12 protein-coding genes are annotated in these 13,118 nt (G+C 66.4%); 8 read left to right on the top strand and 4 right to left on the bottom strand.

Features of this window, described 5'->3' with window-relative positions:
* Positions 1-4 precede the first annotated feature (4 nt).
* The 4 genes from AC1DZY_RS12720 (at position 5) to AC1DZY_RS12705 (ending at position 4,625) form a co-directional block, all read left to right on the top strand.
* A complete protein-coding gene (locus tag AC1DZY_RS12720; RefSeq protein WP_476820473.1) occupies positions 5-940 on the top strand; it encodes an acetamidase/formamidase family protein in 936 nt (311 codons plus the stop codon).
* 235 nt (positions 941-1,175) lie between these two features.
* On the top strand, positions 1,176-2,204 hold the full coding sequence (locus AC1DZY_RS12715) for an amino acid ABC transporter substrate-binding protein (RefSeq protein WP_476820472.1): 1,029 nt from the start codon (positions 1,176-1,178) through the stop codon (positions 2,202-2,204).
* A 196-nt stretch (positions 2,205-2,400) separates the two neighbouring features.
* A complete protein-coding gene (locus AC1DZY_RS12710; RefSeq protein WP_476820471.1) occupies positions 2,401-3,564 on the top strand; it encodes an amino acid ABC transporter permease in 1,164 nt (387 codons plus the stop codon).
* 11 nt (positions 3,565-3,575) lie between these two features.
* Positions 3,576-4,625 (top strand): amino acid ABC transporter permease, encoded by a 1,050-nt coding sequence (locus AC1DZY_RS12705; RefSeq protein ID WP_476820470.1) that lies wholly within the window; start codon positions 3,576-3,578, stop codon positions 4,623-4,625.
* 74 nt (positions 4,626-4,699) lie between these two features.
* Here AC1DZY_RS12705 and AC1DZY_RS12700 read toward each other — a convergent pair whose 3' ends face one another.
* Both AC1DZY_RS12700 and AC1DZY_RS12695 read right to left on the bottom strand, forming a co-directional pair.
* The gene (locus tag AC1DZY_RS12700) at positions 4,700-5,260 is read right to left on the bottom strand and encodes a GcrA family cell cycle regulator (RefSeq protein WP_476820531.1); all 561 of its coding nucleotides are present in this window, start codon (positions 5,258-5,260) and stop codon (positions 4,700-4,702) included.
* 349 nt (positions 5,261-5,609) lie between these two features.
* Positions 5,610-7,124 (bottom strand): hypothetical protein, encoded by a 1,515-nt coding sequence (locus AC1DZY_RS12695; protein WP_476820469.1) that lies wholly within the window; start codon positions 7,122-7,124, stop codon positions 5,610-5,612.
* Positions 7,125-7,484: 360 nt separating this feature from the next.
* Between AC1DZY_RS12695 and AC1DZY_RS12690 the strand changes: the two genes are divergently transcribed.
* From AC1DZY_RS12690 to AC1DZY_RS12680, 3 genes are read left to right on the top strand one after another with little or no spacing between them, the layout of a single operon-like run.
* Positions 7,485-8,699, top strand: coding sequence for an acetylornithine transaminase (locus tag AC1DZY_RS12690; protein ID WP_476820468.1), 1,215 nt, complete (start codon positions 7,485-7,487; stop codon positions 8,697-8,699).
* Between the two features lie 38 nt (positions 8,700-8,737).
* Entirely contained in the window at positions 8,738-9,658 is a 921-nt protein-coding gene (argF, locus tag AC1DZY_RS12685; protein ID WP_476820467.1) for an ornithine carbamoyltransferase, read from the top strand.
* A complete protein-coding gene (locus AC1DZY_RS12680) occupies positions 9,658-10,662 on the top strand; it encodes an Hsp33 family molecular chaperone (protein WP_476820466.1) in 1,005 nt (334 codons plus the stop codon). The genes argF and AC1DZY_RS12680 overlap by 1 nt, the downstream gene beginning before the upstream one ends.
* Positions 10,663-10,803: 141 nt before the next feature.
* Here AC1DZY_RS12680 and argE read toward each other — a convergent pair whose 3' ends face one another.
* Together argE and apaG are read right to left on the bottom strand one after the other, a co-directional pair.
* Positions 10,804-11,982 (bottom strand): acetylornithine deacetylase, encoded by a 1,179-nt coding sequence (gene argE / locus AC1DZY_RS12675; RefSeq protein ID WP_476820465.1) that lies wholly within the window; start codon positions 11,980-11,982, stop codon positions 10,804-10,806.
* On the bottom strand, positions 11,979-12,371 hold the full coding sequence (gene apaG, locus AC1DZY_RS12670) for a Co2+/Mg2+ efflux protein ApaG (RefSeq protein ID WP_476820464.1): 393 nt from the start codon (positions 12,369-12,371) through the stop codon (positions 11,979-11,981). Before apaG ends, argE begins: the two co-directional genes overlap by 4 nt.
* Positions 12,372-12,496: 125 nt before the next feature.
* Between apaG and AC1DZY_RS12665 the strand changes: the two genes are divergently transcribed.
* Positions 12,497-13,102 carry a CDP-alcohol phosphatidyltransferase family protein gene (locus AC1DZY_RS12665; RefSeq protein WP_476820463.1) on the top strand — a complete coding sequence of 202 codons (606 nt, stop codon included), beginning with the start codon at positions 12,497-12,499 and terminating at the stop codon, positions 13,100-13,102.
* Positions 13,103-13,118 lie beyond the last annotated feature (16 nt).

Genomic DNA, 13,118 nt, shown 5'->3' with positions numbered 1-13,118 from the left:
CCCCGTGACGCACCATCTGCTCGAAGCTGGTCTCGACACCTGCCACTGGGGCTTCTTCGAGGCCGCGCTCAAACCGGTCCTGACGATCGAAAGCGGCGACAGCGTCACCATCCGCACCGTCACCGGCCCGGCGGAGGCGCAGCCGACATCGCATTTCAATGTCCTGCCGGAAATCCACGAAATCCACGCCCGAGCCGAGCGGATGTCGCCCGGCCATATCCTGACCGGCCCGGTGGCTATCAAGGGCGCAAAGCCCGGCCAGGTTCTGGAGGTCCGCATCCGCGAAGTCAGGCTCCGCACAGACTGGGGCTACACGCTGATCAAACCGCTGGCAGGCACGCTGCCCGAGGATTTCGACGCGCACAGCTTCGTGCATATCGGGCTCGATGCCGAGGCGAACATGGCGCGGCTGCCCTGGGGCATGGATCTGCCGCTCGCGCCCTTCTTCGGCGTGATGGGAACCGCGCCCCCGGCGCATTGGGGCCGGCTGACCTCGCTGATCCCGCGCGCCTTCGGCGGCAATCTCGACAACAAGGAGCTCGTCGCCGGCTCGACGCTCTATCTGCCGGTCTTCGTCGAAGGCGGGCTGTTCTCCTGCGGCGACGGCCATGGCGCGCAGGGCGACGGCGAGGTCTGCGTCACGGCGATCGAGACCGCGCTGGAGGGCACTTTCGAGTTCATCCTGCGCGAGGATCTGTCGTTCGCGACGCCGCGCGCGGAGACACCGACGCATCACATCACGATGGGCATCGACCCCGATCTGAACCTCTGCGCCAAGCAGGCGCTGCGCGAGATGATCGGGCTGATCGTGGGCCGCACCAGGCTCACCCGCGAGGAGGCCTACATGCTGTGCAGCCTCGCCGCCGACCTGCGGGTGACGCAGACGGTCAACGGCTCCAAGGGTATCCACTGCATGCTGGCCAAGAGCCTCGTGCCGTGAGCCTCTTTCGGCCCCACGGCCCTCATCCTGAGGAGCCGCGAAGCGGCGTCTCGAAGGATGTTCCAGCAGATACCGGAGCATACTGAACCATCCTTCGAGACGCGCCTGCGGCGCTCCTCAGGATGAGGGCTGGCGGGCGACGCCGCCAATCAATTCAGGCGCTACCGCTTCCGACGCTGCTGTTGCATAGTCGCGGACAGCGGCCCGAGAGCCGGCGAAGCAGACGGGGACTGACATGAAAACGATTCTAGGCGCGGCGGCGATCCTCGTCGCGGGGACCACGCTTGCGGGCGCGCAGCAGCTTGCGCCGAGCCCGACGCTGGACGCCATCAAGGCGCGCGGCCATATCGAATGCGGCGTGCACCTCGGCCTGCCCGGCTTCTCCTTCGCCAACGACAAGGGCGAATGGACCGGGCTGGACGTCGACTACTGCAAGGCGCTGGCGGCGGCCGTGTTCGGCGACGCCACAAAGGTCAAGTTCACGCCGACCTCGGTGCAGCAGCGCTGGCCGATCCTGCAATCGGGCCAGGTCGACCTGCTCGCGCGGAACTCGACCATTACCTTCTCCCGAAACGCCTCACTGGGCCTGAACTTCCAGGGCATCAACTTCTACGAAGGCCAGACCTTCATCGTCCGCAAAAAGGCCAACGCCAAGACGGCGGCCGATCTCGACGGCGCCTCGGTCTGCGTCGCCGCCGGCTCGACCGAGGAAAAGAACGCCGCCGACTGGTTCCGCGAGCGCAACCTCAAGGTCACCATCACCAATTTCCAGAAGAACGACGACGCGATCACGGCCTATGATTCCGGCCGCTGCGACGCCTACACCGCCGGCGTCGGCGCCCTCGCCGGCCAGCGCGCCAAGCTCAAGGTGCCCGACGAGCATGTCATCCTGACCCAGCCGATCTCAAACGATCCGCAGGGGCCGGTGACGCGCTGGGGCGACGACCGCTGGCAGACCATCGTGCGCTGGGTGCTGAACGGCCAGATCGCAGCCGAGGCGCTCGGCGTCACCGCCGCCAATGTCGACGAGATGAAGGCCAACTCGAAGAATTCCGAGGTCCGCCGCCTGCTCGGGGCCGAGGGCAATTTCGGCGCGATGCTCGGCCTGCCCAATGAGTGGATGTACAGCGCCATCAAGCAGGTCGGGAATTACGGCGAAAGCTTCGAGCGCACCGTCGGCATGGGTTCGACGCTGAAACTCGAGCGCGGCCAGAACGCGCTCTGGACCAAGGGCGGACTGCTGTTCACCCCGCCGTTCCAGTGAGAGCGGCTGCGATCTCAGACGCCTGACGGCGTCCAGTTGAAACGCGACCGTCATTCCGGACCAGCGGCGACGCCGCGCCGATCCGGAATCCATCATAGCGCACCGTCGTGCTCGACGATGGATTCCGGGTCTACGCTTCGCTGCGCCCGGAATGACGCGGTGTTTCAGGATACAACCTGCCCAAGGCCGTGACGCCGTGACCAAAGCCTTCGCCCTCCTCAACGACAAGCGCGTCCGCGACCTGATCTATCAGGCTGCGGTCGTCGTCGGGCTCGTCGGCCTGACCATATATTTTGTTCGCAATGCGTCCGAGAACATGGTCAAGGCCGGCATCGCCTCGGGCTTCGACTTCCTCTGGCGCAATTCCGGCATCGACGTGCCGTTCGTGCTGACGAGCTATACGCAGTCGGACACGATCTTCGCGCTGTTTTGGGCCGGCGTCGCCAACACCCTGCTGGTCACCGCGCTCGCGCTGGTGCTGGCGACGGCGCTCGGCTTCGTCATCGGTATCGCCCGGCTCTCGTCGCACTGGCTGCTCTCGACGATCGCGGGGGCCTATATCGAGTTCGTCCGCAACATCCCGCTGCTGTTCTTCGTTCTGTTCTGGTATTTCGGCGTTATCGCCGCCCTGCCCGCCCCGCGCGACAGCCTCAGCGTCTTCGGCGTCGCCTTCCTGAACAATCGCGGCCTGACCATCGCGCTGCCCGACGCGCCGGCGAATTTCCGCATGGCCGCGATCGTGATGCTGCTGGCATGGCTGGCGCAATGGCTGTTTGCGCTGTGGGCGCGCCGGCGCAAGGACGCGACCGGGCGCGACGCGCCGGTGCTGTTGGTCGGCGCCGCCCTCGTGGTGCTGATCCCCATTCTCGCCTTCACATGGGCTAGCCTGGCGACGCGCTGGGATATCCCCGTACTGCGCGGCTTCAACTATCGCGGCGGCTTCGTCGTGATCCCGGAATTCGTCGCGTTGCTGGCGGCGCTGGTGACCTATACCGCCGGCTTCATCGCCGAAATCGTGCGCGGCGGCATCCAGGCGGTGCCGCATGGCCAGATCGAAGCGTCCTCGGCGCTCGGTCTCCAGCGCACGCAGACGCTGCGGCTCGTCACCATCCCGCAAGCGCTGCGCGTGATGATCCCGCCGCTGACGAACCAGTATCTCAACGTGCTGAAAAACTCGTCCTTCGGCGCGGCGATCGCCTATCCCGACGTGGTCAGCCTGTTCATGGGCTCGGCGCTGAACAACACCGGCCAGGCGATCGAGATCATCGCGATGACGCTGGCGGTCTATCTCGTCATCGGGCTTGCCGTCTCCGCCTTCATGAACTGGTACAATGCCAAGATCGCACTGGTGACGCGATGAGCGCAGCCGCAATGAGCACCGCGGCATTGCCGCTCTGGCGCCAGCGCCTGTTCGCTACGCCGATGGCGGGCGTCGTCACGCTGCTGATCGCGCTTGCCATCGTCTGGCTGGCGATCCCGATCATCCGCTGGGCGCTGATCGACGCGACATGGGTCGGAACCTCGCGCAACGACTGCACGCCCGGCGGCGCCTGCTGGGTCTTCATCAGCGCCCGCTTCGGGCAGTTCATGTACGGGCTCTATCCGCCGGACCAGCGCTGGCGCGCCGACCTGACCGGCATCGTCTTCGTGCTGGCGGCGGCAGCGATCGTGTTTGCGCCGCAGCGGCTGAAGCTCCGGCTCGGCCTCGCCGCGCTCGTCGTGCTGCCGCCGCTCGGCATCTGGCTGCTGGCCGGCGGCCTGGGCTTGCGTCCCGTGGAGACGCGCGAATGGGGCGGGCTGATGCTGACCCTGTTCATCGCGATCTATTCGAGCCTGATCGCGATCCCGCTCGGTATCGTCTTCGCACTCGGGCGGCAGTCGCAATTGCCGCTGATCCGGCTCGTCAGCGTGCTTTTCATCGAGTTCTGGCGCGGCGTGCCGATCATCGCGGTGATCTTTCTCGCCTCGCTGCTGCTGCCGCTGATCATGCCCTCGGGCATCGGCGTCGACAGGCTGGCGCGCGCCGTGATCGGGCTCGGCTTCTGCATCGCCGCCTATATGGCGGAGGCCATCCGCGGCGGCCTGCAGGCGCTGCCGCAGGGCCAGCGCGAGGCTGCGACCGCACTCGGGCTGAACTACTGGAAGGCGACGGGGCTGATCGTGCTGCCACAGGCGCTGCGCATCTCGCTGCCGGCGATGACCAACGAGATCATCGCGCTGCTGAAGAACACCACGCTGGTGCTGGTGGTCTCTATCCTCGATCTGCTCGGCATCGCACAGGCCTCGCTCGCCGACCCGAACTGGGTCGGCATGAGCATGGAGGCCTATGCCTTCTCCGGCTCGATCTACTGGCTGCTCTGCTACGGCCTGTCGCGCTGGAGTCGGCATCTGGAGGCGCAGGGCGGGAAGCGCAGCCATTAGCGTTGCTTATCCAGCGCGCCAAAGAAAAAGCCGGCCTTTCGGCCGGCTTCCTCAGATCCTGCGTTGAACCGTCTTCACACCCGCGCGGCCATCCGGCTACGGTCGCGCCTGCGATCGGCGGCGGGCTGGTAGGCGATGCGGGAGTGGTAGGTGCAGTAGGGCATGCCGGTCTGCGAGCGGCCGCCGCAGAAGCGGAATTCCGGCGTCGTCGGATCGCCCATCGGCCAGCGGCACATATACTCGCGCAGATCCATGATGGTGACGCGCTCGGAGAACGGCACCACGACATCCTCCGACAAAGCGGGCGCCGGCTGCGTCTCGATCTCGGCTTCGGTGGCGAATTGCGGCGCGAGCGCATTCGCGCCGCGGGTCATGCCGCCTGCGCCCTGCCCGGTCATCGGGTGGCTGGGCGAGCGGGTCGTCGGCTTGCGCACGGGAGTGGCGCGGGGCGCGCTCGAGGCGGCGGCCGGATTCTTCGCGCGGCCCGACAGGCCGAGGCGATGCACCTTGCCGATCACGGCATTGCGCGTGACGCTGCCGAGCTCGCCCGCGATCTGGCTGGCGCTCAAACCGTCGCTCCAGAGCTTCTTGAGAAGCTCGACCCGGTCTTCCGTCCATGCTCCGGCTTCATTCATCGGCTTCACCTGTTCTTTCCGGCCAGCGCCTTGCGGGCTGGCTTTACGGGCGGATCATGGCGGAATCCGATACCGGCAGCGCCCGTCGCAAAACGGAAGCCGTTACAGCAAAAACTGTCGGTACAGGGGACGCCGCACGAGATGTCGTATCTGACTGACGCGACCCTACAAGATGGCGCGACTCGGCGACAAGAGTCGCCGAATCAGAAAACGGCTTTTCCCCAGTCCATTTGCGAAAGTCGCGTCAAGGTGAATCTCTTCTGCAACGCTGACGTTGCGGCATACAACGGCCGTGTCGCATGAGGGCGCCAGGCTGCTTCGCCAGATGGGCGCTCGCGCTTTCTGCTCGTCACGGGCCGCGATAAGGCCGCGGGGGTGGCCGCGGCGGCGCAGGCCGTTGCGGCGCGGTCTGCACCGTCTGCGCCGGCAGGGGCCGGGGCGTTTGGGGCGGCGCGCGAGGAGCGGGTCTTGGCGCCGTCCCGCGCGTCACCTGCAGCTGCTGCGGCCTCGGCGGAGGAACGACGGGCAACGACGCGTAGCTTGCCGTGATGCTGTGCGCCGCCGCATGAACGGCGCTGGCCGGCGCATCTCCCTTCACATGCCCGGAGAATTCGATGAAGTCCGCTGTCGTCCCGATGGCATCGCCGACCACCGTCGCGGTCAGCGAGCTGATCGAGGTGGCGGACCCGGCATTGATAAGGCCGACGGATTCGGAATCGAGCCCTGCTCCGTAGCCAGCGCCGATATAGGCGAGTTTGCCCAGGATCTTGATCACCCCGCGAATGATTTCGACCTGGCGGGGATGGGTTTCCAGGCCCTGCAGCTGCTGGAACTGCGTGGTCAGCGTCTCGTGCGCCTGCATCCCGGCCTCGTAGCGCGAATAGGCACCGGCGATGGTGAGCTTGTCGCGGAACATGAATTTACGCACGCCGGAGTCGAGCAGCTGGTCGATTCTCGCTTCGACCTTGGCCAGATTCGGCATGGTCTGACCGGGATTTTGCCGCTTCCACTCGTCGATCTGGTCGAGCAGCTCGAAGAGCTGGCCGGAGAGCCGGTTGGCCTCGACATAAAGATGCCCGAGCTTGCCCTTGTGGACCTCCATGTCCGACTTGATCCTGGAGACGTTCGGCATCAGCTGGTTACGCACGAAAGGGAGCGCCTCGGCGACGGTCAATATACCGATCGTGTCGATGACCGCGCCGGTGATCTGGATCGCACGGCCGCGATGAACGCTCTTGAGATAGGCATCGAGCAGCACCTTGATGGAAGTCTCGACCTTCTTGCGCTGCTCATCGGCGGTGCGCCAGCATTCCGAGAGCTTCTTGACCGCCTCCGCGACGGATTTGGCGCCGGCGGCGATCGTGATCCCGATGCTGACCCCGCCCGTCGGCACGACGAGGGCGACGCTCGCAACCGTCAGGCCGATGCCGATCGCGGCAAAGATCAGGTCCTTGCGCTGGCCCCGGAAATACTTGCCCCACGCCTGGTCCATCTCGGCATGGCGAGCCAGCAGCCGTTCAACCCGCCTGCCCAGTTCGATCCCACCTTGCGTCAGCACGCCTTCGACACGCGTGCGGAAGCTGCGGTTCTGGGCCTGACCCGTGCTGGCGAAGCCCATCACGCGGGTACGGACGAGATCGTTGACGACCGTGACCATCTCCAGAACGAGTTGCTGGCCGACCATGGAGTTGCGAACGATGGCGAACGCCTCCGGACTCAGCTCGAGGTCGAAGCGCAGCGGAAGGCGGTCATATTCGGAGAAGCGCGTGTCCGGTCCCGTCGCGGAGGCCGGGCGAGGCTGGAGATGCCGCAGGACACTGCCGAGATTGCTCTCGTAGATGACGAGCTTGTGGGGAAGCGGCATGGCGCGGAAGCATCCGGAGGAAGGGCTGAGAGAAGTAATGCATCCATCCGGTAAAGCGATAGGAAATCGCGTGCTGCAGCAACGGCCTATGACCTGAACCGGGCCGCGCCAGAATTGACAGTGCCGCGACCCTCCCGCATAGTTATCACATGCAGCCGCCCCGCCTTGGGCGGCGCTTATGTTTTTGAAGGATCGGGACGTTGGTCATGATGACGGCGATGCGACGAGAGGCTGGGCTGCGACGATGATGTCGCCGGCAGGTCGCATGGGCATGGCACATTCCCGCCCGGCGTCATCTGCCCCCCGCTTATGCATCAGCCCCTTCGATCCTTCGCTTTTCGTCACGAGGATACCCCTCCCATGACCGCTGTTTCCGCATCACCCTCCGTATTGCTGCCGACCTATGCGCGCGCGCCCGTCGCTTTCGAGCGCGGCGAAGGCCCCTGGGCGATCACGGCTGACGGCACGCGCTATCTCGATTTCGGCGCCGGCATCGCGGTCAATGCGCTCGGTCATGCGCACCCTCATCTGGTCAAGGCGCTGACCGAGCAGGCGCAGCGCATCTGGCACACATCGAACCTCTACACGATGCCCGACGGCGAGAAGCTGGCGCGGCGGCTCTGCGAGGCGACCTTTGCGGAACGCGTCTTCTTCACCAATTCGGGCGCCGAGGCGAACGAATGCGCGATCAAGATGGCGCGGAAATACCATGCCGCGAAGGGGCATCCCGAGCGCTACCGCATCATCACCTTCGAGGGCGCATTCCACGGCCGGACGCTGGCGACGATCGCGGCCGGCGGCCAGCAGAAATACATCGACGGCTTCGGCCCCAAGGTCGCCGGCTTCGATCAGGTAGGCTTCGACGACGAGACGGCGCTGAAGGCCGCGATCGGCCCTGAGACCGCAGCCCTGATGATCGAGCCGATCCAGGGCGAGGGTGGCCTGCGCTCGGTGCCGATGCGCTTCCTCAAGCTGCTGCGCGAACTCTGCGACGAGCACGGCCTGATGCTGATCTTCGACGAGATCCAGACCGGCGTCGGCCGGACCGGCAAGTTCTTCTCCCATGAGCATTACGGCATCGCGCCCGACATCATGTCGATCGCCAAGGGTATCGGCGGCGGCTTCCCGATGGGTGCGTGCCTCGCGACCGAGGACGCGGCCTCGGGCATGACGCTGGGCACGCATGGCACGACCTTCGGCGGCAATCCGCTCGCCATGGCGGTCGGCAACGCCGTGCTCGACGTCATCCTGGAGGACGGCTTCATCGAGCGCGTCGCGCAGCTCGGCCTGCGCCTGCGTCAGTCGCTGGCGCAGCTCAAGGACCAGCACCCGGACGTGATCGAGGAAATCCGTGGCGAAGGCCTGATGCTCGGGCTCAAGCTGCGCACCCTCAACACCGATTTCGTCGCGGAAGCGCGTGCGGCGGGCCTGCTCGTCGTCGCGGCCGGCGACAATGTCGTGCGCCTGCTGCCGCCGCTGATCATCAGCGACGCGGAAGTGGCCGAGGCGGTCTCGCGGCTCGACCAGGCGGCGCGCGGCATCGAGGCCACGCTGAAGCGGCCGGCCGCCGAGTAATCACGCCAGACCCGTCTCGTGACGTGAAGGAAGCGCCCGTGACGCGCCATTTCCTCGACCTTTCCGATTTCTCCGCCGGCGAACTCCGCGCCATCCTGCGCGCCGGCGAGCAGATCAAGTCGCGCCGGCGCACGCCCGACGCGGCCGGAGACCGCCTGCTCGAAGGCAAGGTCATCGCCATGATCTTCGAGCAGCCGTCCTTGCGCACCCGCGTCTCCTTCGACGTCGGCATCCGCGAACTCGGCGGCTCGCCGATGATGGTGACCGGGCAGGAGATCGAGCTCGGCGAACGCGAAACCATCGCCGACACGGCGCGCGTGCTGTCGCGCTATGTCGACGCGATCATGATCCGCATGCTCGATCATGATTCCGTGGTCGAAATGGCGAAATACGCCACCGTGCCGGTGATCAACGGCCTGACCAAGCGCCAGCACCCCTGCCAGGTCATGGCCGATGTGATGACGTTCGAGGAGCGCAAGGGGCCTATCGCGGGCAAGCGCATCGCCTGGACCGGAGACACCAACAACGTCCTGACATCCTGGGTGCATGCCGCCGGCCGTCTCGATTTCGAACTCGCCATCGCGACGCCAGACGAGTTGGCGCCGCCGCCGGGCCTGATCGACTGGGCCCGCGATCAGGGCGCGAAAATCCGCCTGACGACGCGTCCGGAGGCTGCCGTCGAAGGCGCCGACTGCGTCATCACCGATTGCTGGGTTTCGATGGGCGACGAGGAGGGCACGCGGCACAATCTGCTGCGGCCCTATCAGGTCGACGACAGGCTGCTGGAGCGCGCCGAAAAGGACGCGATCTTCATGCACTGCCTGCCCGCCTCGCGCGGCGAAGAGGTTACCGACGCCGTGATGGACGGGCCGCAATCGGCCGTGTTCGACGAGGCCGAAAACCGGCTTCACGCACAGAAAGGCATCCTGGCCTGGTGCTTTGGCGGGATTTCGGCCTGATGGCGGGCGACGACCGAGGCGCGGATATCGCCGCGCTGGACGACCGGGTGGTGCCGTTCACGGTGCCCGATCTCGACGTGCGCGGACGCGTCGTCCGGCTCGGCCCCTCGCTGGACACGATCCTCGGCCGGCACGGCTATCCAGAACCCGTCTCGCGCGTGCTTGGAGAAGCCGCCGCGCTGACCGTTCTGCTCGGAACGGCGCTGAAATTCGAGGGCCGTTTCCAGCTCCAGACCAAGAGCGACGGGCCAATCTCGATGATGGTGGTCGATTTCAACGCGCCCGACAGCTACCGCGCCGTCGCCCATATCGACGCCGCCAAACTGGAGCAGGCGACCGCCAGCGGGGCGCTCTCGACCGGCGAACTGCTCGGCGAGGGCCATCTTGCCATGACGGTCGACCAGGGTTCGGCCACGACGCGCTACCAGGGCGTGGTCGCGCTGAACCGCCAGAGCCTCGAGGAAGCCGCGCATCAGTATTTCCGCCAGTCCGAGCAGATTCCAAGCCGGATCCGCCTCGGCGTCGGCTCGATCGTCACCGGCGAGGGCCGGCAATGGCGCGCCGGAGGGCTTCTGGTGCAGTTCATGCCGCATTCGGTCGACCGGCTGCGAGCCGCCGACATCCACCCCGGCGATGCGCCGGAGGGCCACGAGATCATGGCCAATACCGACCCCGACGGCATCAGCGACGATGCCTGGATGGAGGCGCGTTCGCTCGTCGAGACGGTCGAGGATCATGAACTGCTCGACCCGATGCTGGAGAGCGAGCGGCTGCTCTACCGGCTGTTCCACGAGCGCGGCGCGCGCGTGTTCGAGCCGGTTCTGGTCAACGAGGCCTGCCGCTGTTCGCGCGAGCGCGTGCTCGGCATGCTGCGCGGGTTTTCGAGCGAGGACCGCAAGGCGATGGTCGCCGATGACGGCACGCTCGGCGTGACCTGCGAGTTCTGCTCGCGGCGCTACACCTTCGAGGCGAGCGAGGTCGAGGACGGACTGGCGGCTGAGTGAAAGCGCCTTCCGTGGCGCGGGCTCAGGTGTCTTATCGCCGCCGTCATGCTCGCCCTTGTGGCGAGCATCCACGCCTTCGGCGTAGCGCTCGGCGACCGAAGACGTGGATGGTCGGGACAAGCCCGACCAGCACGGGAGTGGCTAATTCCGGCACTCAGCCATCAGCTTGCGCATGAAGCCCTCGCCGGCGGAAAACTGCTCCAGCGTGATGTATTCGTTGGGCTGGTGGGCCTGATCGATCGAGCCCGGACCGCAGACGATGGTCGGCAATCCCGCGCGCTGAAAATGCCCGGCTTCGGTCGCATAGGCCACCGCGATGGTGCGGTTGCGGCCGGCCAGCCGCATCACTAGTGTCTCGGCCTCCGAGCCCGGATCGGGCGCGAGACCTGGCACGTCGGAGCTCATCACCGTCTCGATCGTGGAGGACGGCGCGGTTTTCCGCATGCGGGCGAGCACCTCGTCGGAGAGCGCTGCAAAACGGGCCGGGACGTCCGCGGTGTCGGAGCCGGGCAGGGTGCGCACCTCCCATGACAGGTCGCAGCGGTCGGCGAGGATGTTGCGGGCGATGCCGCCATGGAATTTTCCGACATGGACGGTGTCATAGGGCGGATCGAAGCGCCCGCTGGCGTCGAGCTTGCCTTCCAGCTCGTCGGCAATCGCCACCAGCCCGGCCGAGAGCCTGATGCCGGCATGGACGGCGCTGGCGCCCAGATGCGGCTTGGAGGAATGCGCCGCAAAACCCGTGATCGTCGTGAAGAAGGTACGGATGCCCTTATGCGCGTCGGCGAGCTCCAGCGAGGTCGGCTCGCCGACGATGACGGCGCGCGGGCGCGGCAGATCTTGTCCCATCCGGGCGATGCCGTCGACGACGCCGAGACAGGTGACCTCCTCGTCATAGGAGAAGAACAGGTGGATCGGCGTCGCGAGCTGCGCGGCGAGGAAATCAGGCACCAGCGCCAGCGCCAGGGCGATGAAACCCTTCATATCGACCGCGCCCCGGCCATAAGCACGGCCATCGGCGATATGCAGCGTGAACGGGTCGCGGCTCCAGGCCTGCCCCTCGACCGGCACGACATCGGTATGGCCCGACAGCACGATGCCGCCGCGATCCTGCGGGCCGATGGTGGCAAACAGCGCCGCCTTGTCGCCTGTCGCATTGGGAATGCGCACGGACGCGACGCCCCAGCCGGCGAGATAGGCCTCGACGAAGGCGATCAGCTCCAGATTGGATTTGTGACTGACCGTGTCGAAGGCGACGAGGCGGGCGAGCATTTCGAGCGGTGCGACGCGCTGCCCGGCAGGAAGATGGGAGGTGTTCAATGCAAGACCTTCTTCACATAGGGCGAATCGAGCGGGAACAGCGGCACCTCGACGTCGAAGATCACACCATCCTCGCCCAGCATGGCGTAAAAGCCGCGCATTGCGCCATCGGGCGTCATCAACGGGCAGCCCGAGGTGTAACTGAAGCTTTCTCCGGGTCGCAGCACCGGCTGCTGGCCGATGACGCCTTCGCCGCGCACCTCATGCAGTTCGCCGCGCCCGTCGGTGATGAACCAGTGCCGCGACATCAACTGCACCGTCTGCAGCGAGAGATTCACGATCTCGATCGAGTAGGCCCAGAAATAGCGGCCCTGCCCGTGCGAGGATTCGCTTTCCATGAATTTCGGCGCGGCGGTCACGCGCACGCCATGCGTCTCCGCTTGATACATCGCAGGGCTCCGTCGCAAAGCGCGCTCCCGCCCGATCATGGCCGGCGAACGCGACTTCTGTTATGGGCGCGCAGGCGCCAGCGTCAATCCTGACGCTGGCTCCATGCAGCCGGGACCAAGCCCCGATGTTCGACGGCCGACTGCGCTCCATCATCGATCCGCCGCTCGACGCCGCCGGGCGAATGCTGGCGCGGCGCGGTTTCACCGCCGACCAGGCGACGCTGGTGGGGCTCGCGCTTGGCGTTGCCTGCGCGCTTGCCGCAGGTTTGCGGCAGGACCTTGTGGCGCTTGCCTTACTGGCCGCATCGCGCCTCTGCGATGGCCTCGATGGCGCGTTGGCGCGGGCGACAAAAGCCACCGATCGCGGCGGCTTTCTCGACATCACCTGCGATTTCATCGTCTACGGCGCGGTGCCGCTCGCTTTCGCGCTGCGCGATCCCGCCGCCAACGCCCTGCCTGTGGCAGTCCTGCTGTTTGCCTTCTACGTCAATGGCGCAAGTTTCCTCGCCTTCGCGGTCATGGCGGCCAAACGCGGGCTGACCACGACGCAACGCGGCGCGAAATCGCTCTACCTCACCGCCGGCCTCGCCGAGGGCGCCGAGACCATCGCCTGCTTTGCCGCGATGCTGATCTGGCCGGGACAGTTCGCCATGCTGGCCTATGGCTTTGCGGCGCTGACGCTGGCGACGGCGGGGAGCCGGATGATTCTCGCGTGGACAACCTTCCGGTAAAGCTCGCAGTCTGGCT

This window comes from Allobosea sp. P2_A10, assembly GCF_056405115.1.
The sequence above is the reverse complement of the archived record's forward strand: the minus strand, read 5'-3'. Positions and strand labels throughout refer to the sequence as shown.